The 26,744-nt window shown below is 70.2% G+C and carries 18 protein-coding genes; 9 read left to right on the top strand and 9 right to left on the bottom strand.

The genetic code is table 11. The features are described 5' to 3' along the window. Positions 1-7 precede the first annotated feature (7 nt). The gene (gene cobS / locus BRX43_RS08730) at positions 8-715 is read left to right on the top strand and encodes an adenosylcobinamide-GDP ribazoletransferase (protein WP_125994530.1); all 708 of its coding nucleotides are present in this window, start codon (positions 8-10) and stop codon (positions 713-715) included. Here cobS and BRX43_RS08725 read toward each other — a convergent pair. From BRX43_RS08725 to BRX43_RS08710, 4 genes are all read right to left on the bottom strand, one after another. After that, complete coding sequence (locus BRX43_RS08725; protein ID WP_125994460.1) at positions 702-2,165, bottom strand: cobyric acid synthase; 1,464 nt, start codon at positions 2,163-2,165, stop codon at positions 702-704. The two genes, cobS and BRX43_RS08725, sit on opposite strands and share 14 nt — an antisense overlap. Beyond that, positions 2,153-3,082, bottom strand: a complete 930-nt coding sequence (gene cbiB, locus BRX43_RS08720; RefSeq protein WP_125994459.1) for an adenosylcobinamide-phosphate synthase CbiB — start codon at positions 3,080-3,082, stop codon at positions 2,153-2,155. The genes BRX43_RS08725 and cbiB overlap by 13 nt, the downstream gene beginning before the upstream one ends. Further along, the gene (locus tag BRX43_RS08715; protein ID WP_125994458.1) at positions 3,075-4,064 is read right to left on the bottom strand and encodes an aminotransferase class I/II-fold pyridoxal phosphate-dependent enzyme; all 990 of its coding nucleotides are present in this window, start codon (positions 4,062-4,064) and stop codon (positions 3,075-3,077) included. The genes cbiB and BRX43_RS08715 overlap by 8 nt, the downstream gene beginning before the upstream one ends. 243 nt (positions 4,065-4,307) lie before the next feature. Continuing rightward, positions 4,308-5,573, bottom strand: a complete 1,266-nt coding sequence (locus tag BRX43_RS08710; RefSeq protein ID WP_125994457.1) for a UbiH/UbiF/VisC/COQ6 family ubiquinone biosynthesis hydroxylase — start codon at positions 5,571-5,573, stop codon at positions 4,308-4,310. Between the two features lie 115 nt (positions 5,574-5,688). Here BRX43_RS08710 and BRX43_RS08705 point away from each other — a divergent pair, with 115 nt between their 5' ends. The 4 genes from BRX43_RS08705 to ribA all read left to right on the top strand — a co-directional run bounded on the left by BRX43_RS08705 (position 5,689) and on the right by ribA (position 10,979). Then, positions 5,689-8,028 carry a DNA translocase FtsK 4TM domain-containing protein gene (locus BRX43_RS08705; protein WP_125994456.1) on the top strand — a complete coding sequence of 780 codons (2,340 nt, stop codon included), beginning with the start codon at positions 5,689-5,691 and terminating at the stop codon, positions 8,026-8,028. 265 nt (positions 8,029-8,293) lie between these two features. Then, the gene (locus BRX43_RS08700) at positions 8,294-8,908 is read left to right on the top strand and encodes an outer membrane lipoprotein carrier protein LolA (RefSeq protein WP_125994455.1); all 615 of its coding nucleotides are present in this window, start codon (positions 8,294-8,296) and stop codon (positions 8,906-8,908) included. A 245-nt stretch (positions 8,909-9,153) separates the two neighbouring features. After that, complete coding sequence (locus BRX43_RS08695) at positions 9,154-9,936, top strand: exodeoxyribonuclease III (protein ID WP_125994454.1); 783 nt, start codon at positions 9,154-9,156, stop codon at positions 9,934-9,936. Then, entirely contained in the window at positions 9,933-10,979 is a 1,047-nt protein-coding gene (gene ribA / locus BRX43_RS08690; protein WP_241214864.1) for a GTP cyclohydrolase II, read from the top strand. The genes BRX43_RS08695 and ribA overlap by 4 nt, the downstream gene beginning before the upstream one ends. 117 nt (positions 10,980-11,096) lie before the next feature. Here ribA and BRX43_RS08685 read toward each other — a convergent pair whose 3' ends face one another. Then, positions 11,097-12,755, bottom strand: a complete 1,659-nt coding sequence (locus BRX43_RS08685) for a glycoside hydrolase family 43 protein (RefSeq protein WP_125994452.1) — start codon at positions 12,753-12,755, stop codon at positions 11,097-11,099. An 88-nt stretch (positions 12,756-12,843) separates the two neighbouring features. After that, positions 12,844-14,739: an NPCBM/NEW2 domain-containing protein gene (locus BRX43_RS08680; protein WP_125994529.1), complete on the bottom strand. Its 1,896-nt coding sequence runs from the start codon at positions 14,737-14,739 to the stop codon at positions 12,844-12,846. Between the two features lie 191 nt (positions 14,740-14,930). Between BRX43_RS08680 and BRX43_RS08675 the strand changes: the two genes are divergently transcribed. Next, positions 14,931-16,934: a glycoside hydrolase 43 family protein gene (locus BRX43_RS08675; RefSeq protein WP_206433161.1), complete on the top strand. Its 2,004-nt coding sequence runs from the start codon at positions 14,931-14,933 to the stop codon at positions 16,932-16,934. A 26-nt stretch (positions 16,935-16,960) separates the two neighbouring features. Here BRX43_RS08675 and BRX43_RS08670 read toward each other — a convergent pair whose 3' ends face one another. From BRX43_RS08670 to BRX43_RS08660, 3 genes are read right to left on the bottom strand one after another with little or no spacing between them, the layout of a single operon-like run. Continuing rightward, entirely contained in the window at positions 16,961-18,034 is a 1,074-nt protein-coding gene (locus BRX43_RS08670; RefSeq protein WP_125994451.1) for an alpha/beta fold hydrolase, read from the bottom strand. A 57-nt stretch (positions 18,035-18,091) separates the two neighbouring features. Then, positions 18,092-19,102 carry a cupin-like domain-containing protein gene (locus tag BRX43_RS08665; protein WP_125994450.1) on the bottom strand — a complete coding sequence of 337 codons (1,011 nt, stop codon included), beginning with the start codon at positions 19,100-19,102 and terminating at the stop codon, positions 18,092-18,094. Beyond that, positions 19,099-19,788: a SapC family protein gene (locus tag BRX43_RS08660; protein WP_125994527.1), complete on the bottom strand. Its 690-nt coding sequence runs from the start codon at positions 19,786-19,788 to the stop codon at positions 19,099-19,101. Before BRX43_RS08660 ends, BRX43_RS08665 begins: the two co-directional genes overlap by 4 nt. A gap of 244 nt (positions 19,789-20,032) precedes the next feature. Here BRX43_RS08660 and BRX43_RS08655 point away from each other — a divergent pair, with 244 nt between their 5' ends. The 3 genes from BRX43_RS08655 to BRX43_RS08645 all read left to right on the top strand — a co-directional run bounded on the left by BRX43_RS08655 (position 20,033) and on the right by BRX43_RS08645 (position 26,633). Beyond that, positions 20,033-23,086, top strand: coding sequence for a TonB-dependent receptor (locus BRX43_RS08655; RefSeq protein WP_241214863.1), 3,054 nt, complete (start codon positions 20,033-20,035; stop codon positions 23,084-23,086). Positions 23,087-23,157: 71 nt separating this feature from the next. After that, positions 23,158-24,699: a tryptophan halogenase family protein gene (locus tag BRX43_RS08650; protein ID WP_125994449.1), complete on the top strand. Its 1,542-nt coding sequence runs from the start codon at positions 23,158-23,160 to the stop codon at positions 24,697-24,699. Beyond that, positions 24,696-26,633 (top strand): sialate O-acetylesterase, encoded by a 1,938-nt coding sequence (locus BRX43_RS08645; RefSeq protein ID WP_125994448.1) that lies wholly within the window; start codon positions 24,696-24,698, stop codon positions 26,631-26,633. The genes BRX43_RS08650 and BRX43_RS08645 overlap by 4 nt, the downstream gene beginning before the upstream one ends. Positions 26,634-26,744 lie beyond the last annotated feature (111 nt).

Here is a 26,744-nt window from a genome sequence, read left to right as displayed (position 1 = left end):
CCTGCCGATGACGCCCCTGTGGCTGGCGATCGGCTTCTGCACGCGACTGCCGGTGCCGCGCGTCGCGGCGGATGCGGGCGCGCGGGCGGCGGCGGTGCGCTGGTTTCCGGTCGCGGGGCTGCTGGTCGGGCTGGCGGTCGCGGGCGGCGCGATGGTGGGCGCGCGGGTCGATCCGTGGCTGGGGGCGCTCGCGGCGCTTGCGCTGTGGACCGGCCTGACCGGGGCGCTGCATCTCGACGGGCTGGCCGACCTGGTCGATGGCCTGGGCGCGGCGCATGGCGACCGGACGCGATTGCTGGCGGTGATGGCCGATCCGCATATCGGCAGCTTCGGCACCGTGGCGATCCAGTTGCAACTGCTCGCCAAGCTGGTGCTGCTCCATGCGCTCGGCCCTACAGCATGGCCGGCGCTGGTCCTGGTGCCGGTGGCGGCGCGATGCGGGCCGCTCGCCTGGGCGCGCTGGCTGCCGCCGTTGAAGCCGGGGCTGGGCGCGGGCATCGCGGCCGGCGTGCGGATGCGCGATCTGGTAGGCTGGGGGCTGGCGCTGCTCGGCTTCGGGCTGGTGCGGCCGGGCCTGTTCGCCGCGCCGTTGCTGATCCTGCTCTGGGGGCTCTATCTGAAACGGCGGATCGGCGGCGTCACCGGCGACGCGCATGGCGCGGGGATCGAGACGGTCGAGACGCTGCTGCTCCTGGCGCTGGTCATCGCGGCCTAGCGGTCCGCGACAGGGCGATCAGCGCGTCGAGGTCGACATGCCGCTCCAGCGTCGCGGCGATCGCGTCGAGCGCGACGTCGATCGCGGCCCGGTGATCCGGCCCCTGCGCCGACACCCCCAGCCGCGCCAGCCACGCCGCGCGCTGCGCCGCCAGGCCGAACAGGCCATGGACATAGCTGCCGCTGACCAGCCCGTCGGCGCTGACCGCCCCCTCCGCCCGGCCGTCCGCCATCTGGGTCAGCGGCCGCGCGCCGTCCGGCCCCGCGGTGCGGCCGAGATGGATTTCATAGCCGGCGAACGCCGCGCCCAGCGCCGTGCCCGTGACCTGCGCCAGCCGCTTGTCGCCGCCCAGCACCGTATCGACCGCCAGCAGCCCCAGCCCCGATGCGGTGCCCGGCGGCCCCTCCAGCCCCAGCGGATCGGCGACGCTGTGCCCCAGCATCTGGTATCCGCCGCAGAGCCCCAGCACCGGCCGACCCGCGCGGTGATGCGCGCGGATATCGATGTCCCAACCCTGTTCGCGCAGGAAGGCGAGGTCGGCGATCGTCGCCTTCGACCCCGGCAGCACGATCAGCGCCGCGTCGCGCGGGATCGGCCGGCCCGGTGGCACCATCACCAGTTCCACGCCCGGCTCCAGCCGCAGCGGATCGAGATCGTCGAAATTGGCGATATGCCGGGTGATCGGGCAGGCGATCACCACCCGCTCGCCGGCCATGGGACCGGGCCGTTGCAGCACCACCGCATCCTCGCTCGGCAGGCGGTGCGCCTCCGCCAGCCAGGGCACGACGCCATAGCCGCGCCAGCCGGTCCGCTCCGCGATCGCGCGATAGCCGTCCGCGAACAGCGCCGGGTCGCCCCGGAACTTGTTGACCAGGAAGCCGTGGATCATCGCCGCGTCCGCCGGGTCGATCACCGCGCGCGTGCCGACCAGCGACGCGATCACCCCGCCCCGGTCGATATCGCCGACCAGCAGCACCGGCACGCCGGCCGCGCGCGCGAAGCCCATATTGGCGATGTCGCCGCCGCGCAGGTTGATCTCGGCCGGCGATCCCGCCCCTTCGACCATGACGATGTCGCTGTCGGCCGCCAGCCGGCGATAGCTGGCGAGCACCTCGTCGAGCAGCCCCTCGCGCCCCTCGCGCCAGCGCGCCGCCGCCAATATCCCGCGCACCTGCCCGCGCACCACCAGTTGCGAGGTGCGGTCGCCCTGGGGCTTGAGCAGCACCGGGTTCATATCGACGCTGGGGGCGACGCGTGCCGCCATCGCCTGCGTCGCCTGGGCACGACCGATCTCGCCGCCATCCGCGGTGACGGCGGCGTTGTTCGACATGTTCTGCGGCTTGAACGGCCGGACCCGCAGGCCGCGATTGGCGAGCGCGCGGCACAGGCCAGCGACCAGCACCGACTTGCCGACATCGGAGCCGGTGCCCTGGATCATCACAGCCGCCATGCGATCCCCCCTGCCACGATCCACAAGGCCACGCACGCGCGGCGATAGAGCCACAGGGCCCGCCGCACGTCGCGCGCGGTCAGCTCGGTGCGGCCGGAACCGATCCACGGCTTGTCCGTCACCACGCCGTCATAGGCGACCGGGCCGGCGAGCCGCAGGTCGAGCGCCCCCGCCATCGCCGCCTCGGTCCAGCCGGCATTGGGCGAGGCGTGGCGGCGGGCGTCGCGCCCCATCGTCCGCCAACCGCCGCCGCCGCACAGAGCGATCAGCGCCCCCGCCAGACGCGCCGGCACCCAGTTGGCGACATCGTCCAGCCGCGCCGCCGCCCAGCCGAACGCCCGCCAGCGCGGCTCGTAATGGCCGATCAGGCTGTCGGCGGTGTTGACGCCCTTATAGGCCCACAGCCCCGGCAGCCCGCCGAGCAGCAGCCAGAAGAGCGGCGCGGCGACACCGTCGCAGAAGCTTTCCGCCAGGCTCTCGATCGCGGCGCGGGCGACGCCGGCCGTATCGAGCGCGGCCACGTCGCGACCGACGATCCGGCCCACCGCGATGCGCGCCGCCGCCAGGTCGCCCGCCTCCAGCGCGGCGGCGACGGGGCGGACATGATCGTCCAGGCTGCGCTGCGCCATCCCCGGCACGGCGAGCAGCGCCACGCCGATCCAGCCGACCATGTGCAACGCCAGCGTCTGCGCGATCCAGCCACCGCCCGCGCCGGCCGCGACGACCAGCGCGATGGTCGCGACCCCGCCGGCACGCCGCCGGGCCTCGGGCCGCTCCGCCCGGTTCCAGCGCCGCTCGCATCGCTGGATCAGCCGGGCGAAGCCGCCGACCGGATGGCCGATCCGCGCATAGAGCCAGGCCGGCCAGCCGAGCGCCGCCTCCCCCACCAGCGCGGCGAGCGCGACCGGTTCAGCCATCGGCCAGCACCGCCGCCAGCCGGTCCCAGGCCGCCGCCCCGCCCGGCAGGCCGAAGCGCAGCCGCCGCGCATCCTCGGCAAAGGGGCGGGTGAGGATGCCCGCCCGCGCCAGCCGGTCGAACAGCGCGGGCACCCGTTCGCTCTCGACCAGCCGGAACAACGGGCAGTCGCCGATCGGCTCCAGATCGTGGCGGCGCAGCAGCGCATCGAGCCGCGCGCCGGCCGCCTCCAGTCGCGCGACGGTCATGGCCGGCCAGTGACGGTCGCGATAGGCGGCGGTGCCGATCGCGATCGCGGCGGCGGAGACGGGCCAGCTTCCCATCCTGGCCGCCAGCGCCGCGACATGGCGATCCGGCCCCAGCACGAAGCCGAGCCGCAACCCCGCCAGCCCGTAGAACTTGCCGAAGGAGCGCAGCACCAGCACCGGGTCGTCGGCGCGCGAGGACGGCAGCAGGCTGGTCCCCGGCACGGCATCGGCGAACGCCTCGTCGACGATCAGCAGCCCGCCCTTCGCCGCCAGCAGCGTGGCGACCGACCGCAGCCGTTCGGGGGGCAGGCGGCGGCCATCGGGATTGTTGGGATTGGCGAGCAGCAGCGTACCGCCGGCCGCCGCCGCCGCCTCCAGCGCCTCGGCCGCGACCATGCGCGCGCCGGGCAGCGCCGCGCCATGCCCGCGATAGCCGGGGCCGATGATCTTGAAGGGGCGCGGCAGGTCGAGCCCGGCCAGCGCATGAAGCGCCGCCTCGCTGCCCGGCACCGCCGCGACCGGCAGATGCGCCGCGCCGAAGGCGGCGGCGGCGGCGGTCTCCAGCGCCTGCCGCGCCGCGTCGCTTGGCAGCGCGCGCCAGTCGATCGGCACGGATGCGGCATCCCAGGCAAAGGGATTGAGGCCCGTCGACAGGTCGATCCACGGGCGCGGCGCATCCGGGTAACGCTGCGCCGCCACGTCCAGCCGGCCGCCGTGAAAGGTCAGGTCGTGCAAGCGCAAGGCTCCGGTCGGCAGGTCGCTTGGATTGGAGATGCGGCGACCAACCCTGGAATGACCAATGTCTCGTTGCACCCACCACCCCACCCCGGCGAAGGCCGGGGTCCAGTTGGGGGACGCTGACAGGCTATCACCATCGTTCCGTAACTGGACCCCGGCCTCCGCCGGGGTGGACCGCGAGGGGGGAGGGGCCGTCGTGCAAGAACCTCGACCGATCGCGTCCCGCGTCCACCGCCACCCTCAGACCGTCAGCCCCTGCAACAGCTTGGGCAATTGCCCCGTCTCGCCGCGCGCCTCGGCCATGAAGCGGTTCTTGAGCGGGCGGATCGAATCGACCGCCGAGATGCCGAAGCGGCGGATCGCGCTCGCCGTCTCGCCCCGGATGCCGAACAGGCGGGTCAGGATGTCGGTCGCGCCCGCCACCGCCAGCGTGTCGAGCCCGCGCCACCGGCCATAGCGGGCGAGCAGTTGCGCGTCGCCCAGGTCCAGGCCCAGCCGCTTGCCCTCGACCAGCACCTCGGTCAGCGCCGCGACGTCGCGCAGGCCGAGATTGAGTCCCTGCCCGGCGATCGGATGGATGCCGTGCGCCGCGTCGCCGACCAGCACCAGCCGGTCCGCGACGATCGTCGCCGCATGGTGGAAGCCGAGCGGATAGGCCCCGCGCGGCGACGGCGCGGACAGCCGGCCCAGGAACCCGCCCATCCGCGCCTCCGCCTCCGCCAGGAAGCCGCGATTGGACAGTTTCATCAGCCCCGGCCCATGCTCCGCCGCGACCGACCAAACGATCGCCGAGCGATGGCCGATCGCGTCGTCGGGCAGCGGCAGCAGCGCGAACGGGCCGGCCGGGTAGAAGATCTCGTAGGCCACATCCTCGTGGCTCCGCTCGTGATGGAACGCGCCGACGATCGCGCTATGGTCGTAGCGCCATTGCGCGATGCGGATGCCCGCGGCCGCGCGGGTCGGCGAGTTGCGTCCCTCCGCCGCGATCAGCAGGGGCGCGCGCACGGTCGTGCCGTCGTCCAGCGTCGCGACGACGCCCGTCGCCGTCCGCTCGGTGGAGACGGCGCGCGTCTTCATCCGCAAATCGACGCCGGCCGCCGCCGTCGCGGCGTCGAACAGCGCGCGGCGGATCAGCTTGTTCTCGTACATGGTGCCGAGCGCGCCGTCATCGGCATCGGGGATGAAGTCGAGCTTGCCGGGTTTCAGCCCGTCGCTGACCCGGATGTGGCGGATCGCGCAGCCCTGGCCCGCCAGCGTCGCGCCGATGCCGATCGCGTCGAGCATCCGCCCGCTGGCGCTGGCGATGGCGGAGGCGCGGCCGTCGAAGCCGGGGGCCAGCGTCACCGCCGGGTCGGCCGGGTCGATCACCGTCGCGGTCAGGCCGTGCGCACCCAGCGCCAGCGCCAGCGTCGCACCGACCAGGCCGCCGCCCAGGATGATGACGTCGCTGCTCGCGTCGCGGGGGCCCCGGTCAGGGGAAGAGCCTTGGTTCGCGCTGTTTTCCATCCGTCCGTCCTAGTCTTGTCGTCCGCCGCTGCCAACGGGCGGCCGGCTTGACGACACAAACGCGAAAGCCGATGACTCCGCCCGCAGATTTTCGCGAAATTTCGGGGTAGTTGGGATGGCGAGCCAGGCGCAGCCGGTCTTGTGGCGGGAGACGGTGAAGGCGGGCGCGGTGCGCTCGGGCGCGCTGATCACCGCAGTGGCGGTCTTCGCCGCGACGACGATGCTGGCACTGGCGCTGGCGAGCTATCATGCCAGCGATCCGGCGATCAACACCGCCTCGGGCGGCGCGCCGATCAACCTGCTGGGCTATCCGGGCGCCTGGATGTCGGACTTGTTGCTGACCGCCTTCGGGCCGGCGGTGGCGCTGCTGCTGCCGGTCGGGCCGATCATCGGATCGCGGCTGTGGCGCGACCGGCCGGTCGGCCAATGGGGCCGGATGCTGCGCGGCGCGGGCGTGGGGGCGGCGCTGATGGCCTGCGCGCTTGCCTTCGTCTCCGATTCGGCGGTGATGGCGCTGCCGGCCGGCTGGGGCGGGGTGGTCGGCCTGGGCGTCGCGGGGGCGGTGCATTCGCTGCTGGGGCTGACGCAGAATCCGCCGGTCGAACTGTGGGGCGCGCGCGGCGTCGGCGTGGTGCTGGCGCTGATCGGCGTGGTGATCTGGGCGCGCAGCCTGGAGCTGGACCGGGGCGAGCGGCGCTGGCGGCTGCGCCGGCCGCGCCTGCGTATCGCCGGTGGCACCGATACGGCGCTGGACGATGCCGATGACGGCGACGACGATGGCTATGCGGACGAGGAGGAGGAGGTCCAGGCCCCGCCGTCGCGCCGGATGGGCGCGCCCCGGCCCGCCGTGGAGGAGACCGAGCCCCGCCCCGCCCCCGTCATCGCCGACCGCCAGGTCGCGCCCGTCGTCGCCCCGGCGCGCCGGCAGGGCGCGGAACAGCGCGACGATTACACGCTGCCTGGGCTCGACCTGCTGATCCCCGCCCCGCCGTCCAATACGGGCGCGATCGACAAGGCGGCGCTGGAGCGCAACGCCCGGCTGCTGGAGACGGTGCTCGACGACTTCCACGTGAAGGGCAACATCATCGAGGTGCGGCCCGGCCCGGTCGTGACCATGTACGAGCTGGAGCCGGCCCCCGGCATCAAGGCCAGCCGCGTCATCGCGCTGGCCGACGACATCGCCCGCAACATGAGCGCCATTTCCGCCCGCGTCGCGGTCATCCCCGGCCGCAACGTCATCGGCATCGAACTGCCCAACGCCAAGCGCGAGGCGGTGTCGTTCCACGAACTGGTCGGCAGCCAGACCTTCGAGGACCAGAGCGCGCAGCTGCCGATCATCCTGGGCAAGAACATCGCCGGCGATCCGGTCATCACCGACCTGGCGCCGATGCCGCACCTGCTGGTCGCGGGCACCACCGGCTCGGGCAAGTCGGTGGGCCTCAACTGCATGATCCTGTCGCTGCTCTACCGCCTGACGCCCAGCCAGTGCCGGATGATCATGATCGATCCGAAGATGCTGGAACTCAGCATGTACGACGACATCCCGCACCTGCTGTCGCCGGTCGTCACCGACCCGGCCAAGGCGGTCCGTGCCCTCAAATGGGCGGTGGAGACGATGGAGGACCGCTATCGGCAGATGTCCTCGGTCGGCGTGCGCAGCCTGGCGGGCTTCAACGAGAAGGTCCGCGCCGCCAAGGCCAAGGGCCAGCCGCTCGGCCGCCGCGTCCAGACCGGCTATCATCCCGACACCGGCGCGCCGGTCTATGAGGAGGAGAAGCTGGAGTTCGACGTGCTGCCGCAGATCGTGGTGATCGTCGACGAGCTGGCCGACCTGATGATGACCGCCGGCAAGGAGGTCGAGTTCCTGATCCAGCGGCTGGCGCAGAAGGCGCGCGCCGCCGGCATCCACCTGATCATGGCGACGCAGCGCCCCTCGGTCGACGTCATCACCGGCGTCATCAAGGCGAATTTGCCGACGCGCATCTCCTTCCACGTCACCAGCAAGATCGATTCGCGCACCATCCTGGGCGAACAGGGCGCGGAGCAGCTGCTGGGACGCGGCGACATGCTCTACATGCCCGGCGGCAAGGGCATCGTGCGCGTCCACGGCCCCTTCACCTCGGACGACGAGGTGCGGCTGGTCGCCGACCATTGGCGCTCGCAGGGCCAGCCCGACTATATCTCCTCGGTCACCGAGGAGCCGGCGGAGAGCTTCGCGCTGGACGGTGCGCCGACCGGCGAGGATTCGGCCGAGGACCAGCAATATCGCGCCGCGATCCAACTGGTCTGCGAGTCGCAGAAGGCGTCGACCTCCTGGCTCCAGCGCCAGTTGCGGATCGGCTACAACTCGGCGGCGCGGCTGATCGAGCGGATGGAGAAGGACGGCATCGTCGGCCGCCCCGACCATGTCGGCCGGCGCGAGGTGCTGCGCGATGCCGAGGGCCACGCGATCTGAACCGATGCGGGGGTGCGGCGTTGGGTCCGACTTCCCCCTTCCGGCAAGTTGTGGTTCCGATGTCCGTGAAATCCCCTTGTGCTCCTGCGAAGGCAGGAGCCCAGGGTTCCGCACTCCAGCCGGCATTGTTTGGCTTGGCCCTGGGCTCCTGCCTTCGCAGGAGCACCGGCTTGTTCCAATTCTTCGCCGCGTTTCCCCAGACATGCCGGACGCCGGGATTCACCACCCGTTCAACCCGGCAGCGCGATGGCGTTCCCCCAAGGAGATGACGATGATCCGTTCCGCCCTGCTCGCCCCTGTCGCCGCCATCGCCATGGCGGCGCCGGCCCCGGCGTTCGCGCAAGGAAACGACCTGGCCTCGGTGCAGCGCTATCTGCGCGGCGTCACCACCATGACCGCCGACTTCACCCAGACCGACCGCGCCGGCAAGGTGCTGACCGGTACGCTGACCTGGAAGCAGCCGGGCAATATCCGCTTCCAGTACCAGAAGGGCGTGCCGCTGCTGATCGTGGCGGAGGGCGGCGCCCTGACCTTCATCGACTATTCGGTGCGGCAGGTGCAGCGCTGGCCGATCCGCAACTCGCCGCTCGGCGTGCTGCTCGATCCCAGCCGCGACCTGTCGCAATTCGCCCGCGTGGTGCCGGGCGACGACCGGCTGCTGTCGGTCGAGGCGCGCGATCCCAAGCATCCCGAATATGGCCGGATCACGATGGTCTTCGCGCGCGACCCGGCCGCCCCGGCGGGACTGACGCTCCAGGGCTGGGTCGCGCTCGACAGCCAGAACAACCGCACCACCGTGCGCCTTTCGAATCAGCGGTACGGCGCACCGATCGCCGCCAACGCGTTTCGCTGGAACGACCCGCGCCGGACCAACCGGTGATTTATCGGAACAATAATCCTTTTGCGGTGAATGGTTTCATTATGGACCCTTCATTCATCCGGGCGACAGGTTCGCTGTCCTAAAGACGGTCTTGCGGATGCGGGGCGCTCCGGGATTTCCCCCTGTTGCCTGGACGATCACCCTCATCCCGCCTGCGTGACCAACGCTGAGTCGGCCCTCGTTCCATGCCCCCGGAACGAGGGCCTTTCTTGTTTTGGGCCGCCGGTGCCGGTAGGTACGCCCGCGTGAAGATCGCCTCCTGGAACATCAATTCGGTGCGCTTTCGCATCGACATCGTCGAACGCTTCCTGCGCGAGGCGGCCCCCGACATATTGTGCCTGCAGGAGACCAAGGTCGTCGACCAGGACTTCCCGCACGAGGCGTTCGCCGCGCTGGGCTATGGCCATCGCCTGCTCCATGGCCAGCGGATGCATCACGGCGTCGCCATCCTGTCCAAGGTGCCGATCGTCGAGGACAACCGACTCGACTGGCAGGCGAACCAGGAGGCGCGGCATATCGGCGTCGCGCTGCCGAACGGGGTGCGGCTGGAGAATGTCTATATTCCGGCCGGCGGCGACGTGCCCGATCGCACGGTGAATCCGAAGTTCGGGCAGAAGCTCGACTTCCTGGAGCGGATGACCCGCTGGTCCGAGACGCTGACCGGGCCGACGATCCTGGTCGGCGACTTCAACATCGCGCCGCTGGAATGCGATGTGTGGAGCCACAAGCAGTTGCTTGGCGTGGTCAGCCACACGCCGATCGAGGTGGAGGCGCTGAACCGGCTACAGGCCGCCGGTGGCTGGGTCGATCTCGGCCGTCATTTCCACCCCGCGCCCGCGCGGCTGCACAGCTGGTGGAGCTACCGCGCCAAGGACTGGGCGGCCTCCGATCGCGGCCGCCGGCTCGACCATCAATGGGCGACCGCCGGTGTCGCCGGCCAGGCGGTGTCGCATACCGTGTTCGAGGATTGCCGAAGCTGGCTGAAGCCGTCCGACCATATCCCGATCATGACCGAGTTCGCCTGGTGAGCGATCCCCGCGCGGCGGCGCGCGCGGTCGATTCGCTCCGGCGGGGCTGGCCGATCGCGGTGGACGGCCTGACGCTGCTGTCGGTGGAGACGGCGGATGCGGAGGGCGTCCGCGCGTTCGGCACCGACCTGCCGGTGCTGATCTCCGCCGGACGCGCGGCGACGCTGAAGCTTGCCAACCAGCTGGCGGCGGCGGACCCCGATTCGCCGGTGCTGGTCGATGCCGCCCCCTGGCTGGACCGGGCGGCGGCGGTGGCGCTGGCCGATCCGCAGCTCGACCTGGCGACGCCGCTCAAGGGGCCGTTCCGCGCCATCCCGCTGGATCGGCCCGAGGCCGCCGCCGCCGCGCTGCGGCTGGCGCGGATCGCGGGGCTGCTGCCCGCCTTCTTCGTCGGTCCGGCGGAGGCGGCGGTCGAGCTGGCGATCACCGCCGACGACATCGCCGCGCACCAGAGCGCCGCGCCGCTGCGAATCGCCACCCGCGCGCGCCTGCCGGTGGCGGGGGCGGAGGATGCGGAGATCGTCGCCTTCCGCTCGCCCGATTCGGGGGACGAGCATGTCGCGCTGCTGATCGGCCAGCCCGATGGCCGGCCGCCCCTGATCCGCCTGCACAGCGAGTGCCTGACGGGCGACGTGCTCGGCAGCCTGAAATGCGATTGCGGACCGCAGCTCCACGCCGCGATCCGCGCGATCCAGGCGCATGGCTGGGGCATGCTGCTCTATCTGCGGCAGGAGGGGCGCGGGATCGGCTTGGTCAACAAGCTGCGCGCCTATCAGTTGCAGGACCAGGGGTTCGACACGGTGGACGCCAACACCCGGCTGGGCTTCGCGGTCGATGCGCGCGATTTCGGCGTGGCGGCGCGGATGCTCGACCTGCTCGGACAGCGGGCGGTGCGGCTGCTGACCAACAACCCCGCCAAGGTCGCGGGACTGGAGGCGGCGGGCATCACCGTCGCCGAACGCGTGCCGCACAAGCTGCCGCCCAACCCGCACAATGCGCGCTATCTGGCGACCAAGCGCGATCGGACCGGGCACCAATTATAGGTCACGCCAGGCCGCGAAACGGGGTTCGGCCGTGCTCCTGCGAACCCGGGAGCCAAGCCACATAGGCCATCTCCTACCGCCCCGCACCCCTGCCCTGGCAGGGGCGCGACGTACCGCTCAGCGCGTCCAGACGTACGGGCCGACCACCGTGCCGACAAAGCCGCCCGCCGCCTTGGTGCTGAGGAAACGTGCATCGACATCCTTGGCCAGCGTGGCCGTGCGACCGCCCACCGCATAGTCGAAGGCCAGCGTGCCGCCATCGGCGCGGATGGTCAGCGTCACCGGGCCGGTGCCGGTCAGCGGCGCGGTGGCGACCTGCCGTTCCTCGCCGCCATCGGCCGTCATGTCGCGCGTCACCAGCGCCAGCATCGGCCGTCCCCCGATCCGGGTGATGCCGAAGAACGCATAGTTGCGGTCGCTCTGCATCGCCGCCAGCCCCGCCCGCTCGCCATCCTGGGTCGGAGTGAAGCGTACGGTGGTCGACATGGTCGCGCGGCCATGCTGCTGCCGCCGCCCGACAAAGGCCGGCACGCCCGCCTGGTCGCCCAGCTTCGCGCCGCCCGACAGGATCAGCTCGCCACCCGCGACGCGGGCGAAGGGCGTGGCGGGAATGCGCAGCCCGATCCAGCGCATGTCGAGCCGGTCGCCGGCGAAGTCGTCGACATAGGCGAAATCGCCGCTGGTCGGCACCGCCGCCTTGCCCCGGGGCAGGTTCGGCCGGGCGGCGGCATAGGGGATGGAAGTCTTGTGCGGCAGGATGATCGGCCAGCCGTCGCGCCAGGTCACCGGCAGCAGGAAGGTCTCGCGCCCGATATTATAGTAATCGCCCTCATAGGGCCGCACCGCCAGGAAGGTCGCCCACCAGTCGCCCCCGGGCGTCTGGACGAGCTGCGCATGGCCGGCGGAGGTGATCGGATCGGGCCGGTCGGCGGGCAGGTCGCGCTGGGTCAGGATCGGGTTGCCGGCGAAGGGCTGGTACGGCCCGCGCAGGTCCTTCGACCGGAACACCACCTGCGAGTGGTTGACGCTGGTGCCGCCCTCCGCCGCGGTCAGATAGTAATAGCCGTCCTTCCGGAAGATGTGCGGCCCCTCGATCCACACCGGCTTGGCGCTGAGGTCGACGCCGCCATTGACCAGCTGCGTGCTCTCGCCGACCATCTCGCCCTTGCGCCAGTCATATTCCTGGATCCAGATCGCGCGATGCCCCTCATAGCGGGGCGGCTCGGCGGGGGCGCGGTTGTTGACGATATAGGCGCGGTCGCCCTCCCAGTAGATCGAGGGGTCGATTCCCTCGAACGGCAGCCAGATCGGGTCCGACCAGGGACCGGCCGGGTCGCGCGCGGTGATGATGAAATTGCCTTTGCACCGCACGCAGGTGTTGACGATGTAGAAGGTGCCGTCGTGCCACGAGATGGCGGGCGCGAACACCGCCTCCGACGCGCCCCGTCCGCTGAAGTCGAGCTGGCCGGGCCGGTCGATCGCGTTGCCGATCTGCGTCCAGTTCACCAGATCCTTCGAATGCCAGACCGGGATGCCGGGGAAATGCGCGAAGGAGGAATTGACCAGGTAGTAATCCTCGCCGACCCGCGTCACCGAGGGGTCGGGATAATAGCCGGACAGGATGGGGTTGCGATAGTCGCCGGGCCGGGGCTGCACCTGTTCGCGGGCATGGCCCTCATAGGCGAAGCGCGTGAAATGCGCGGGTTCGCCCGCCACCGCCGTGCCCGCCGCCATCAGCGCCATCGCGGCCAGCGCCGCGCCCGTTCCGAACTTCATGCCCTTGTCCTCCCTGATGCCCTTCCCCTTCGTCCGCCCCGGCGGAGGCCGGGGTGGAAACAGCGGGGATCGGTCAGCCTATATGTCCTCAGCGCAGCAGCCGGGCATTCGCCCAGACCGCCGACGCGGGGTCGTCGGTCGAGCCGCCGGTCGCGCGCGTCACCAATTCGATGATCCTCACCCCCGCCACGTCCGCCGTCAGCGGCCGTGCCGCCGCGTTGAACGCCACGCCATCGGTGCTGGCGAGCAGCTTGCCGTCGCCATAGATTTCGAAGCGCAGCGTTCCCCGCGCCTGTGCGGCGGCGTCGTCCATCCCGACCTCGGCGGCGAAGCGGCGGAAGCCGGTGTTGCGCACCTCCAGCCGCGATCCCGCCAGCACGCCCAGGCCGGTGTCGTAATCGGTCCCGCCGACGCGCAGCACCTGGCCGAAGACGGCGCGGTCGGCGCGCGATCCGCCCCAACCGCTATATTGCACATGCTCGCCCGGCCCCTTGGTGCCCGACCAGGCGGTGACCGAATGATGGATGGTCGGATCGGCGCGACGCGCGACCACCCCGTCCACCGCCGGATTGACCCGCCCCGGCTGCTCCGACAGGAACAGACCGTCCGCCAGGCGACGCACGCCGCTGGCGCGGAAGATCAGCGTCTGGTGCGGCGCGAGCGTGAAATCCTGCTTGCCGGTGAAGCGGGTCGTCGCCCGGGTCCACAAATCGGTCAGCGTGATCGCGGCGTCCTCCCGGAATTTGAGCTGGCCGGCGTTCAGCGTCACCGTGGCGGGCGCCGCGCTGCGGTTGAACAAGGCGACGCCCTTGGTCCCGTCGGCCAGCGTCTTGACCAGGAACTGCACGTCGTCGCTGTCATAGGCGATCACCGCCTGGTTGCCGGCCGGGTCCTGGTTGAGCGCGATGATGTCGGTGTTGCCGAAGATCGCCCGCAGGCCCGGCGTCAGCTTGCGCAGGTCGTAACCGATCACCAGCGGCGAATTGATCATCGCCCAGAGCGCGAAATGCGACCTGGCCTCGGTCGGATGGGCTTCGTCGAAATCGCCCTGGCCGACGAACAGCATGTCCGCGTCGTTCCACGAACCGGGATGCGCATAGAGTTCGCGCCGCGCCGCCGTGTCGAAATTGGTCAGCATCCGCCCCCAATGCGGCGTGATGTCGTCGCTGGTCCGCGAGATATTGCCCAGGTCCTTGCCCCAGGCGCGCACATCGGCCGATCCCCACAGGCACAGCGACAACAGGTAATCGCCGCCCGGCCGCTCGCGCTCCAGCGCATCGGCGACCGAGGTGTAGAGCGCGCGCACCGCCGCCACATCGGTCCGCCCGATCGACTGCATGTCGATCAGCGACGGGAAGGCGCGGTACAGGCCGGACCGCACGCGCGGATTGTCGGCGGGCAGGCCCCGGATGCCGCACCCGTCGACCTTGATCAGGTCGAAACCCCATTCCTTGAAGAACAGCCGGATGTCCTGGTCGACATGGCCGTAGAGACCGATCTCGCGCTCGGCGACGCTGCCCTCGGGCTGGTTCTTGAAGTCGGCGGTGTAGATCTGCCCGCAACTGTTGCGGCCCATGTCCGAATAGATGCCCGCCTTCAGTCCCATGGCGTGCAGCCGGTCGGTCAGCGGGCGGAAGCTGGTATCGTCGGCCTGCCCGCCCGCCACCCTGGCGGAGGGGAATTGCGCGGTGCGGATCACCAGCCGTCCGTCGCGCGTGCGCCGCTTCAGCCACCAGCCGTCGTCGATGTTGACGCGCGTATAGCCCGCCTTGGCCAGGCCGCTCGACACCAGGGTCTGCGCCGAGCCCAGGATCTTGGCCTCGTCGATATCGCTGTTGAACGCGTTCCAGCTGTTCCAGCCCATCGGCGGCACCGGCGCCTGCCCGCGGGCATTGGCGGTCCAGCGGCCGCCGGGGTCGAGCGGATCGGCCCCGGCCATGCCGGGCAGCGCGGCCTGCGCCAGCAACGCGGCGACCAGCGGCATCAGGGGGGCGCGGCGGCGTGCGGTACGGGGCATGTCTCTCTCCCAAGCGGGTCCAAATGGCCATGATCTGGCTCTTGGTATCGCTACCGCGTATTTGTCAGACCGAAGTCTGTCAACGATCGCGATTCGGGTGGCCAGTGCCACCCACCTCGCTACGCATAAATCAGGCCGTTGATTTTGGGAGAGAAACGATGATGCGGCGACATGCCCTGCGGGCCCTGGGGACCACCCTGGCGCTGGCCCTCCTCGCGACCGGTGCGACCGCGCGGACCGACCCCAAGCCGACCGGCTGGACCGCCGACAATGGCGACGGCACCTTCACCAATCCGCTGTTCTTCGACGAATTCTCCGACCCCGACCTGATCCGGGTCGGCGACGATTTCTATCTGACCGGCACGACGATGCACGCCATGCCCGGCCTGCCGGTGCTGCGTTCGCGCGACCTGGTGAACTGGACCTTCGAAAGCTACGCGATGGACCGGCTCGACCTCGGCCCCGCCTATCGGCTGGAGGGCGGGCAGAATGTCTATGGCAAGGGCATCTGGGCGCCCAGCTTCCGCTATCGCGACGGCATCTTCTACATCTTCAGCAATGTGAATGGCCAGACGACGCAGATGTTCACCGCCCGCTCGCCCAAGGGTCCGTGGACGCGCACGGCGATGAAGCGCAGCTTCCACGACCTGTCGGTGCTGTTCGACGACGACGGCAAGGCCTGGGTGATCTGGGGCTATCAGGACATCCATCTGGCCGAGCTGGACGCGCGCCTGACCGACATCGTGCCGGGCAGCGAGCGGATCATCATCGCCAAGGGGGCGGGGATGGGCGAAGGCTCGCACCTCTACAAGATCGACGGCCGCTACTACATCACCAGCGCCGAATGGTCCGGGCCGTTCCGGATGCCCGCCGCGCGCGCCGACCGCATCACCGGCCCTTGGGAGGTCAACCCCGCGATCAGCCGCGACGAGGATTTCGGCGAGACGGCGGGCTACCGGGTCGGCGGCACGACGCCGCCCTTCCGCCTGACCCCGCCCGACCCCGCCGCGCGCGGCGGCCTGTCGCTGCACCAGGGCGGCATCGTCCGGACCCCGGCCGGCGAATGGTGGGGCTGGTCGATGTTCGAGGGCAATTCGGTCGGCCGGCTGACCGCCCTGTCGCCGGTGACGTGGAAGGATGGCTGGCCGTGGTTCGGCCTGCCCGGCAATCTGGGCCGCACGCCCCGCACCTGGGTGAAGCCCAAGCTGCCGGTGCAGCCGATCGTCGCGCCCTATCGCCGCAGCGACTCGTTCGACGCCGCCGTGCTGCAACCGATCTGGCAGTGGAACCATGTCCCCGACGACCGCCACTGGTCGCTGACCGCCCGGCCCGGTGCGCTGCGCCTGACCGCGCTGCCCGCCGGCGATATCCTGCAGGCCCGCAACACGCTGACCCAGCGTGCGGTCGGGCCGGTATCGGTGGCGACGGTCGAGATCGACGGCGCGGGGCTGAAGCCGGGCGATGTCGCGGGGCTGGCGCTGCTCAACCGGCCCTATGGCTGGGCGGGACTGGCGCGCGATGCGAGCGGCCTGGCGCTGATGCTGCGCGACGAACAGCGTGCGGCACCGCTGCGCCAGCCGATCGCCGCGACGCATCTATGGTTGCAGGTCGCGGCCGATTTCCGCTCGGAAAAGGCGCAATATCGCTGGTCGACGGACGGTCGCCACTTCACCGACCTGGGATCGCCGGTGACGATGGCCTATCAGCTGATGACCTTCCAGGGCGTCCGCTACGGCTTGTTCGCGTTCAACCGGGACGGGCGGACCGGCGGCGTCGCGGACATGCTGGACGTGACCGTCGCCGAGCCGCTGGCGGAAAGCCGCCCCGCCATCCCCTATGACCGGACGGTCCGCCTCCGCCCGGTCGGCGCGCCGGCCGCGGGGGAAGGCTTTCGCGTCGTCGGACTGGGGCTGGGCCGGGTGGCGCTGCTGCGCGGGGACATGGCGCTGACCGTGGCGGCGGACGGCGCCACCCGCCTCGCCCCCCGCGCCGATGGGCCGGCGCAAAGCTTCCAGTGGATGGAGTCGCTGAGCGGCGGGGCGATGCTGATGTCGCTCGCCACCCATCGCTACCTGCGCGCCACCGAGGATGGCGGCTGGCGGGCGGACAGTCCGGGGGCGACCGCCGACAACCGGGATCGCAGCCGGCTGGACTGGCGATAGGGTCGCGCGGACCGGCCGCCACGCATCTACCGCGCCGGGAAGACCAGCGTCTCGCTGAAGAAGGGCAGCACCTGGTTCTGGATGCGCAGCGCCACGTTGCTGGTGTGCGTGCCCGGATAGATGGCGAAGCGATGCGCGATGCCATAGCGGTCGAGCGCCTCGTGCAGCTTCACCGCATCGTCCTTCAGCCCGTCCTGGTCGCCGACATCCAGGCCGATGCCGCGATAGCGGCGCAGATTGCCGGCATATTGGTCGATCATCGCCAGCGGCGCATTGGCGGTCCAGCGCGCCAGAACGTCGGGCTGCACCTTGCCCTCCTTGACCGGCAGGTCGAGATAGAGCGGCGGCGCCTTGGGATTGGGCGACCAGGCGGCGGCGGAGGCCAGTTGCGCCCGCTCGCCCCAGCCGAGCGTCGCCGCCTCCCCTGGCGAGCGCAACGCGCGCAGCTTGGCCTCGACCGCCGGATCGACGGCGAAGGTCTCGCGCGGCGACAGGCAGCAGGGGCTGAGCATGTAGATCGCGCCGAACACGTCCGGATACTTCATCCCGATCCGCGTCGTGCCATATCCCCCCATCGAATGGCCGGCGAGGCCCCGGCTCTCGCGCGTCGGCACGGTGCGGTAATGGCTGTCGATATAGCGGACCAGGTCGCGGGCGATGAACGTCTCGAAATCGCCGGTCGTCACCGATCGCGAATACATCGACCCATTATGCACCGTCTTCGAATCGGGCAGCACCAGGATCATCGGCTTGGCGCCTCGCGCGAAGGCTCCCTCCACCGTCTGGGGGACGTGGATCTCGGTCATCCATTGCTCCGCGCCGATCGAATAGCCGTGCAGCGCATAGACGACGGGATAGCGGCGATGGCGCGCGGCGGCATAGCCGGGCGGCAGGATCACGACGACGTCGCGGTCCGCCGAATCCCCCTCCAGGTTGCCCTCGATGCTGGGGGCATGGACCTTGATCCGCTCGATCGTCACCGGCTTCGCGCCGGCGACCACCGGCGGCGCGTTGGTGTCGACCTGCGCCATGCCGGGCGTCGACAGGCCGAGCCCCAACAGCATCGCTGCCCATAGCCTCGAGCGGGTGATCATTTGCATCTTGCGCCTCTCCTGTCTGGCCGGTTCGATAGATTTGTCTGGCAAATTTGTCCGCCTTCAGCCGCGGAGCAACCGCATGACCAGGGCGCGGAGTCGTCCGTAATTGACGGGCCTGAGCGGCCCCAGCAGGCCGTGCCGCTCGGCCGGAAGATGCGCCAGCGGATGGCCGTCGGGGCGGAAGACATAATGGTCGAACCAGGCGCGCCACGCCGCGCGTTCGGCGGGCGGGCGCTCGGCGAGCGCGATCATCGCCAGCAGCATCGCCGCCTGGGGCTGGTCGGGGCCGCTGGCGAAGCCGTCCCACCAGAAATTGACCAAGAGGTTATAGGGGTCGAGCGCCTCCACCCGGTGCCACCAGAGCTTGGGCAGGTAGAGCGCGTCGCCTGCCGCCAGCTCGACCGTGATCGCCCGCTCGCGCGCCTGCTCGAACCGGGGATAGAGCGGGTCGCCGGGGGCGCTGCCGTCCGCCAGGCTGATCGGCTGGCCCGCCAGCGTATGGTCGATCGGGCCGACATAGAGGTCGCCGATCGCGTCGGGCGGATAGAGGGTGAAGCGTCGCCGCCCGGCCACCACGCAGGCGACATTGTCGAACAGGTCGTAATGGCAGGCGACCGAGGCGGCATGGCCCAGCCAGATGCGCGGGGCCACGCCCGCCGGCACCAGGGCCAGCCGGTGGTCCGCCAACAGCCCCGGCAGATACTGGTCGATCGACAGCGACCCGACATAGAGCGTCGGCCGCCCTTCCTGCCCGGCGGTGGCGAGGATGCGGTCGATGGCGGCGCGGTAGGGCAGCGTCTCGCGCGTGAAGTTGAACCCGCCCTCGCCCTCGCCATAATGATAGCGGCCGGCGATCGCCGCCGGGCCGACGAACATCTCCGCCGCGCGGCCGGCATCCCGGCTTTGCAGGAAAGCGGACAGGTCGGCCGCGCTGCGCCCCGCCGCGACCATCGGCCAATCCGCCACCGCGCCGCGCAACACCACCGGTTTTCCGGCCGTCATCACTTGCGCGCGGAACGTCTCCGCATCCGGAAACTCGGCGGCATCCAGGCTGGGCAGCGGCGCGCTCATCCGCCGAACCCGGACGCCAGCCGCTCGTTGCGGCGCGCGGCAAGCGTGCGCAGATGGCCGACCGACTGCGCCTGGGTATAGGCCAGATGCAGCGTGCCGTCGCGGAACAGGGCGAGCACCTCGGCATCCGGCAGCTCGTGCAGCGCGTCCAGGCTGACCGTATAGAGTCCGTCGAGCACCAGCCGCTCGCCATCGTCGAAATGGAGCGTGACGTCGATCGGCTCGATCAGCTTGAGCGCCAGCAGCCGCGCGACCAGCGCTTCCGTCTCGGGCAGCCCGGCCTGCAACTGGCCGAGCGCGCGGCGGATGCGCTGGAAGGCGGGCGTCGCCTCGCCCCCCGCGTCGAACAGCGGCTGGCCCGCACCGGCGAAGACCGGGTCGTCGCGACGGATCACGATCTCGCCTTCGACCAGGAAGAAGCCGTGCCGCTCCAGGTCGGCGGGGCGATAGCCGGTCAGCAGCCCGTCCGCGCCGGTGCACAGATTCTCGCCGGGCTTCACCCCCAGGATCGCGCCGGCGAAGAAGCCGCCGGTCTCCGGATGCTTGGTGAACAGGATCGGATAGTGCAGCGCCGCCGCCGCGAACTCGCTCGGCACCAGCTGGACGAAATGCCGCTGCGACTCCGGCGTCCGCGCCACGGTCAGTTGGGCATGGCGCTCCGTCTCCAGCCGCTCCCATTGTTCCATCGACACCCTCTCCTCTCCCATGGCCCGCCGTTGCGGATGCTGCGCAGCATGAGCGATTTCGTCGCGACAACAAAGCCCTTGCCGTCCGGACTTGTCGGACTATAGTGCCGACTCATGGGAGCGATACCAAAATCGCCGTCCGGTCGTAGCCGAATGGGATTTGGGTCAACGAAAACGCTCTGATGATACCGCTCTCGTACCGGTGCAAGACCGGGCGGGGCATGACCAAGGTAGGGAGAGGGTGATGGCGACTTCATTCCACAGGACCACGATGCGCGGCGGCAAACGGGCCGCATGGCTGATGACCGGGGCCAGCAGCCTGCTGGCGGTCGCGCTCGCGATGCCGGCTCAGGCGCAAACCCAGACCGACCTCCAGAACAATGTCGCGCCGGGCACGGCCGCGCCGCAGCCGGCGGTGCCCGTCACCGCCAACGAGACCAGCGCCGCGCAGGCCGGCAGCCCGCAGGACGCCGCCACCGCACAGGACGTGTCGCAGGGCAATTCGGTCGAGGCGGGCGATCCCGACATCGTCGTCGTCGGCCTGCGCGGTTCGCTCCAGCGCAATCTCGACCTGAAGCGCGAATCCTCCGGCGTGGTCGACGTGATCTCCGCCGAGGATATCGGCAAGTTCCCCGATTCGAACGTCGCCGCCTCGCTCCAGCGCCTGCCCGGCGTGTCGATCCAGCGGTCGGGTTCGCGCGGCGAGCCGACCGGCATCACGGTGCGCGGCTTCGGCGGCGACTTCAACACCACCCTCTATGACGGCCGGCGCATCGCCACCGGCACCGGCAACCGCCAGATCGACTTCAGCACCGTCGGCGTCGATTTCATCGGGCAGCTGTCCGTGCTGAAGACGCCGGACGTGTCGCTGGCGTCCAGCTCGATCGGCGCGACGGTCAACATCGCCTTCCCCAATCCGTTCGACCATCCCGGCTTCCGCGCCGCCGCGACCGCCTCGGCCTCGGTGCAGGACCGCGCCGGCCGCGTCGTGCCGACCGGGGGCCTGCTGATCAGCAGCACCAACGCCGACGAAACCTTCGGCGTGCTGGCGGACGTGATCTATACGCGCCGCGATACCGACACCAACCGCGTCTATGTGTCCGGTTGGCCGGGCGGCAACTACGCGCCCTGCCAGCTGGCGGGCAGCAGCGGCACCTGCACGCCGACCACCAACACGCAATCGGCCGCCTATGCCAATCCCGCCAACCGCCAGAACCTGCCCGGCTGGTTCCCGCAGCAGTACGGCGCCGAGCAGCAGCGGGTGAAGGACGAGCGCGTCGATGCGCGCGTCTCGCTGCAATATCATCCGTCCGACGACCTGATGCTGACGATCGACAACAACTTCTCGCGTCAGAACATCACGCAGAACAATTACGCGTTCGGCGTCTGGTTCAACCAGGGCGACCTGCGCAACGTCACGCTCGACGCCAACGGCACGGCGACCGACTTCACCCAGGCGAACACGCCGACCGACTTCACCGCCGCGCTCAACAAGCAGATCCTCCAGACCAACCAGACCGGCCTCAACGTCAAATATGACGCGACCGAGAACCTGACGCTGGAAGGCGATGTCGCCTATGCCAAGAGCTGGCTGAACCCCGGCGACGTGATCGGCAGCGCCAATGGCGACATCGGTTACGGCAACCGCCTCGGCAACGTCCTGCGCTTCACCGTGGACGGCGCCAGCAACAAGGCGTTCCCGTCGATCAGCAATTTCGGTCCCGCAGGTGATGGTTCGCGCTGGGCGGACCAGTCGCTGATCGGCTCGCACGTGACCGTCAACCAGACGCAGCACAATACCGACGAGCTGGTCCAGTTCCGCGGCAACGCCACCTGGAAGCAGGACGACCTGACCCTGAAGGCCGGCGGCCAATATTACCAGGACACGTTCAACTTCCGCAACCAGAGCACCTTCGTCAACAATTTCTGGCAGGCCTATGCCGGTTACGGCGCGCCGTCGGGCGGCACGTCGGGCATCTCGCCGCTGCCGGCCGGCCTTTACCAGGGCTCGATCAGCCTCGACAACTTCATCCCCGGCTTCAACGGCAGCCTGCCGCCCTCGGTCTTCGTGTTCGATCCGATCGCGTACCAGAACTTCCTGACCAGCCAGGGCAATCCCTCGGCGACGCAGGTGCCGGGCTTCAACTATGGCAACGTCAACGGCTTCACCGGCACGTTCGACGAGCAGGTCGATCCGGGCAGCATCCTGCGCGTGCGCGAGCGGACCTGGTCGCTCTATGCCAGCGCCAATTTCAAGACCGAGGTCGGCGGCCTGCCGCTGACGATCAACGCCGGCATCCGCAACGAGACGACCAATCTCGTCTCGACCGGTCAAAGCCGCCTGCCGATCCTGCTGGTGACCAGCACAGCCGATCGAACGCTGCTCAGCGTACCGACCGACGGCGGCTATACCGCCGTCCAGCCCCAGACGATCCGCAATTCCTATTCCTACCTGCTGCCCAGCATGGATGCGAAGCTGGAGCTGACCGACAATCTGATCCTGCGCATCGACGCGTCGCGCACGCTGACCCGGCCGACGCTCAACCTGCTCAATCCGGCGCTCAACGTCGGCAGCGGCCAGCGGATCGGCGCGCTCAACGCCTCCAGCGGCAACGCCAATCTCAAGCCGTACCTGGCCGACAATTTCGACCTGGGCGCGGAATGGTATTACCGCCGCAACTCCTACCTGGCGGTCAATTTCTTCCTGAAAAACGTCAGCAACTTCATCGTCGGCGGCGTGACCCGCCAGACGATCAACGGCGTGGTCGACCCGACCACCGGCACGCTCGCCTCCTTCGCGGTGTCGCAGCAGGTCAACGGGCCGGACGCGACGGTGCGCGGCGTCGAGCTGGCGTGGCAGCAGGTGTTCGGCGACACCGGCTTCGGCTTCCAGGCCAATGCCACCTTCGTCGACACCAACCGCCCCTATGACGACAAGGATATCAGCCAGACCGGCTTCGCGGTCACCGGCCTCGCCAATTCGGCGAACTTTGTCGGCTTCTACGACAAGAGCGGCTTCCAGATCCGCGCCGCGCTCAATTGGCGCGACGAGTATCTGCAGGCGTTCGGGCAGAACCAGAATACCGGCTCGTTCGGTGCGGAGCCGACCTTCGTCAACCAGAGCTTCCAGGTCGACCTGACCAGCAGCTTCGACGTGACGAAGAACTTCAGCGTGTTCGGCGAGGCGCTCAACCTCAACAAGAACAAGCAGAGCACCCACGGCCGCTATTCCAACCAACTGCTCGACGTGTTCGACTATGGTCGCCGCTTCACGCTGGGCGCACGCTACCGCTTCTGACCCTCTCCCCCTGGCGGGGATGTCGACCCTAACGGTTGACATCCCCGCGTTTTTTTCATGGGCTTGGTGTCGTGCAACCGATCAACCACATCGTCATCGTCGGCGGCGGGACCGCCGGCTGGCTGACCGCCGGGACCATCGCCGCGCGGCACAAGGGCCGCATGGCCCATGGCTTCACCGTCACCCTGGTCGAATCGCCCAATGTGCCGATCATCGGCGTCGGCGAGGGCACCTGGCCGACGCTGCGCACCACGCTGCGCCGCATGGGCGTGTCGGAGACGGAATTCTTCCGCCAGTGCGATGCCGCGTTCAAGCAGGGGGCATTGTTCGCCGGCTGGACGACGGGCGCGGCGGACGATGCCTATTACCACCCGCTGATGCTGCCGCAGGGCTTCGGCCAGCTCAACCTGGCGCAGCACTGGCTGGCCGATCCGGATGCCGCCAATTTTTGCGACAGCGTGACGCCGCAAGGCAAGATCTGCGACGCGGGGCTGGCGCCCAAGACGATCGCCACGCCCGAATATGAGGGGCCGGCCAACTACGCCTATCACCTCGATGCGGGGAAGTTTTCCGCCTTCCTGCAACGCCATTGCACCGAAAATCTCGGCGTGCGCCATGTGCTGGCCGATGTGCGCGAAGTGCGGATGACCGAGGGCGGCGACATAGCCGCGGTGCGCACCGAACAGGCGGGGGAGATCGCCGGCGACCTGTTCGTCGACTGCACCGGCTTCGCCGCCAGGCTGATCGGCGAGGCGATGGGCGTGCCGTTCCGCAGCTGCGCCGACACCCTGTTCTGCGACACCGCGCTCGCCATCCAGATGCCGTACGAGGATGAGGACGCCCCCATCGCCTCGCACACCAAGTCCACCGCGCAATCGGCGGGCTGGATCTGGGACATCGGCCTGCCGACCCGGCGCGGCGTCGGCCATGTCTTCTCCAGCAGCCATATCGGCGTGGACGAAGCTGAACGCGAACTCCGCGCCTATCTGGGCGAGGGCGCGCGCGACCTGCCGATGCGCACGCTCAAGATCCGCGCCGGGCATCGCGAGACCTTCTGGAAGGGCAATTGCGTCGCGGTCGGGCTGGCGGCGGGGTTCCTGGAGCCGCTGGAAGCCTCGGCCATCGTGCTGATCGAACTGTCCGCCAAGCTGATCGCCGAACAGATGCCGGCGTGCCGCGAGGTGATGGACACCATCGCCGCCCGCTTCAACGCGACGACGCATTACCGTTGGGGCCGGATCATCGATTTCCTCAAGCTCCATTATGCGCTGACCCAGCGGCGCGACACCGACTTCTGGCGCGACAATGTCCGCCCGGAGACGATCCCCGACCGGTTGCAGGGTCTGATGGAGCTGTGGCGCTGGAACGCCCCCTGGATGCACGACGAATTCGATCGCGCCGACGAGGTGTTCCCGGCGGCCAGCTATCAATATGTCCTCTACGGCATGGGCCATCGTAGCGCGGTGACGCCGGGCAGCCTGGACGCCGAGGCGGTGCAGGCCAGCCGCGCCTGGCGCGAGAATCGCAGCCAGACCGAGCGGATGCTCGCCGGCCTGCCGCGCCACCGCGACCTGATCCGCAAGATCCACCAGCACGGGATGCCGACCCTATGACCCGCCACTGCGCCGCCCTGCTCGCCACCGCCGCGCTGTTCGCCGCCGCGCCCGCCATCGCCGCGCCGCGGCTGGACGGGGCGATCGGCGACCATGCCGTGCTGCAACGCGACCAGCCGATCCGGCTGCGTGGCACGGCCGCGCCGGGCGAGACGGTGATGATCGGGCTGGCCGGGCGCAGCGTCACCGCAAAGGCCGATCGCGACGGCCGGTTCGAGGCGCGCCTCCCCGCCCTGCCCGCCGGCGGCCCCTATGACCTGACCATCGCCGCGCCGAGCGGGGCCGGCCTGATCCGCGACCTGCTGGTCGGCGACGTCTTCCTCTGCTCGGGACAGAGCAACATGGAGATGCCGGTCGACGCCGCGCAGCAATGGATCGCCGACGCCCGGCCGCCGATCGACGACAAGTTGCGGCTGGTGACGATCGACAAGGTCGCCAGCGACACGCCGCTCACCCGCTTCGCGCAGAGCCCGCAATGGAAGGTCGCGGGGCCGGAGACGGCGCGCGCCTTCTCCGCCGCCTGTTTCTACATGGTGCAGGCGCTGCGCCGCAGCCAGGACGTGCCGATCGGCGCGATCGCGTCGAGCTGGGGCGGGTCGCGGATCAGCGCGTGGCTGGACGGCGAGGGGCTGCGGCGCGCCGGCATGGCGGCGGAGGCCGACCTGCTCGCGCTCCACGCCCGCGATCCCGCCGCCGCGCAGGCGCGCGCCTCGACCGTCTGGGAGAATTGGTGGCGACAGAAGAGCGGCGACGCGCCGGGCCGCGAACCCTGGCAGCCGGACGCCGCGCTCGACTGGAAGCCGGTGCCGGCGATCGGCAATTTCGAGAAATGGGGCGTCCCCGAACTCGCCGACTATAACGGCATGATCTGGTACGGCCGCGAGATCATGCTGACCCCCGAACAGGCGCGCGGGGTCGCCACGCTGGCGATCGGCGCGGTCGACGATGCGGATCGCACCTGGGTCAACGGCGTCGGCGTCGGCGGCAGCAGCCTGGCGTCGCAGCCGCGCATCTACGCCCTGCCCGCCGGGACGCTGAAGGCGGGACGCAATGTCGTCACCGTCAATGACGACGATGTCTATGCGCTGGGCGGCATGACCGGCCCGGTCGAGGCGATGGCGCTGACCCTGGCGGACGGAACGCGCATCCCGCTCGGCAGCGGCTGGCGCTATGCGGTGGCGCGCAAGGTCGAGGGCGATGCGCCGCGCGTGCCCTGGGACGATATCAACGGCGCGGGCACGCTCTACAACGGCATGATCGCGCCGCTGGGGCCGATCGGACTGGCCGGCGTCGCCTGGTACCAGGGCGAGTCGGACACCGGCCTGCCCGGCTATGAGGCGCGGCTGACCGCGATGATGGCGGCATGGCGGACGCAGTTCGGCCGCGCCGACCTGCCGCTCGCGATCGTGCAGCTCGCCGATTACGGCAAGCCCGCCACCCGCCCCGGCGACAGCGGCTGGGCGACGGTGCGCGAGGACCAGCGGCGGATGGCGGCGCGTGACGGCCATGCCGGCGTCGCGGTGGCGATCGACCTGGGCGACCCGATCGACATCCATCCAGGCGAGAAGCATGAGGTCGGGCAGCGACTGGCGCGGGTGATGCGGTCGCTCGCCTATCGCGCGCCCGATTCGATGGGCCCCGCGATCGGCGCGGCGGCGCGGACCGCCGATGGCGGCGTACGGCTGCGCGTCGACGGCGTGACGGGGGCGCTGCACATGCGCTCCTCGGGCCAGGCGATCGGCTTCGAACTGTGCGGCGCGGCGCCCGGCAGCTGCCGCTATGCCAACGCGGTGGCGGACGGCACGGCGGTCACGCTGGCGGGCGACGGCAAGCCGGTGACGCGCATCCGCTATGCCTGGGCGGACAGCCCGGTCGTCAATGTGTTCGACGACGCCGCGCTGCCGCTCGGCCCCTTCGAGATCGCGCTGCCCTGATCCTGCCGCGGCGCCGGACAATCACGTAGAATACAGAGAGGAACGGCGATCATGCGCAACGAGATTCGGACCGGGCGCGGATGGGTGCTGGCGGCGATGCTGCTGGCGGGC

This window comes from Sphingomonas sp. S-NIH.Pt15_0812, from assembly GCF_003951315.1.
Lineage (GTDB): Bacteria > Pseudomonadota > Alphaproteobacteria > Sphingomonadales > Sphingomonadaceae > Sphingomonas.
Note: the sequence above shows the minus strand (reverse complement) of the source record. Positions and strands in the feature narration are given on the sequence as shown.

Coding starts and splice junctions, on each gene's coding strand:
- BRX43_RS08680 (WP_125994529.1), bottom strand. CDS start 14,739: ATGCCGCTGGTCGCCGCGTTGCTGGCGCAGGCCGCGCTGCCCGGCATG.
- BRX43_RS08660 (WP_125994527.1), bottom strand. CDS start 19,788: ATGGAACAATGGGAGCGGCTGGAGACGGAGCGCCATGCCCAACTGACC.
- BRX43_RS08645 (WP_125994448.1), top strand. CDS start 24,696: ATGACCCGCCACTGCGCCGCCCTGCTCGCCACCGCCGCGCTGTTCGCC.
- cobS (WP_125994530.1), top strand. CDS start 8: ATGACGCCCCTGTGGCTGGCGATCGGCTTCTGCACGCGACTGCCGGTG.
- BRX43_RS08685 (WP_125994452.1), bottom strand. CDS start 12,755: ATGAAGTTCGGAACGGGCGCGGCGCTGGCCGCGATGGCGCTGATGGCG.
- cbiB (WP_125994459.1), bottom strand. CDS start 3,082: ATGGCTGAACCGGTCGCGCTCGCCGCGCTGGTGGGGGAGGCGGCGCTC.
- BRX43_RS08700 (WP_125994455.1), top strand. CDS start 8,294: ATGACGATGATCCGTTCCGCCCTGCTCGCCCCTGTCGCCGCCATCGCC.
- BRX43_RS08725 (WP_125994460.1), bottom strand. CDS start 2,165: ATGGCGGCTGTGATGATCCAGGGCACCGGCTCCGATGTCGGCAAGTCG.
- BRX43_RS08675 (WP_206433161.1), top strand. CDS start 14,931: ATGATGCGGCGACATGCCCTGCGGGCCCTGGGGACCACCCTGGCGCTG.
- BRX43_RS08705 (WP_125994456.1), top strand. CDS start 5,689: ATGGCGAGCCAGGCGCAGCCGGTCTTGTGGCGGGAGACGGTGAAGGCG.
- BRX43_RS08665 (WP_125994450.1), bottom strand. CDS start 19,102: ATGAGCGCGCCGCTGCCCAGCCTGGATGCCGCCGAGTTTCCGGATGCG.
- BRX43_RS08670 (WP_125994451.1), bottom strand. CDS start 18,034: ATGCAAATGATCACCCGCTCGAGGCTATGGGCAGCGATGCTGTTGGGG.
- BRX43_RS08710 (WP_125994457.1), bottom strand. CDS start 5,573: ATGGAAAACAGCGCGAACCAAGGCTCTTCCCCTGACCGGGGCCCCCGC.
- BRX43_RS08655 (WP_241214863.1), top strand. CDS start 20,033: ATGGCGACTTCATTCCACAGGACCACGATGCGCGGCGGCAAACGGGCC.